We start from the raw sequence: 465 nt of genomic DNA, 5'->3' as shown, positions 1-465 counted from the left end.
CAGTACTAATCGGTCGAGGGCTTATCCAATAGCAAGTGATAATTCGCATGTTTCGTTTCGAATCTAGTTTTCAGAGAATGATCTCTGAATGTAAGCTAAGCTATGCGTTTGGTGGCGATGGCGGAGGGGTTCCACACGTACCCATCCCGAACACGACCGTTAAGCCCTCTAGCGCCGATGGTACTTGGACCGCAGGGTCCTGGGAGAGTAGGACGCCGCCAAGCGATTTCCCTTTGGGGTATTTTTTTTGCCCCCCTTGCCAAGGAATAAGGGATATATATTAGGGCCCTTAGCTCAGTTGGTTAGAGCGCACCTCTGATAAGGGTGAGGCCGGTGGTTCGAGTCCACCAGGGCCCATAGCAAGACCACAACAAGAAATACACAGTGTATGGGGCCATAGCTCAGCTGGGAGAGCGCCTGCCTTGCAAGCAGGAGGTCAGCGGTTCGATCCCGCTTGGCTCCACC

General features: G+C 53.3%; 2 tRNA genes and 1 rRNA gene. All 3 read left to right on the top strand.

What is annotated here, in order from left to right:
* Positions 1-107: 107 nt before the first annotated feature.
* The 3 genes from rrf to C161_RS27035 all read left to right on the top strand — a co-directional run bounded on the left by rrf (position 108) and on the right by C161_RS27035 (position 463).
* Positions 108-224 (top strand): 5S ribosomal RNA (rrf, locus tag C161_RS27045).
* A 59-nt stretch (positions 225-283) separates the two neighbouring features.
* Positions 284-357 (top strand) — tRNA-Ile (locus C161_RS27040).
* Between the two features lie 33 nt (positions 358-390).
* A tRNA-Ala gene (locus tag C161_RS27035) sits at positions 391-463 on the top strand.
* The last annotated feature ends 2 nt before the right edge of the window (positions 464-465 follow it).

It is taken from the genome of Paenibacillus sp. FSL R5-192, assembly GCF_000517845.1.
Lineage (GTDB): Bacteria > Bacillota > Bacilli > Paenibacillales > Paenibacillaceae > Paenibacillus > Paenibacillus amylolyticus.
Note: the sequence above shows the minus strand (reverse complement) of the source record. Positions and strands in the feature narration are given on the sequence as shown.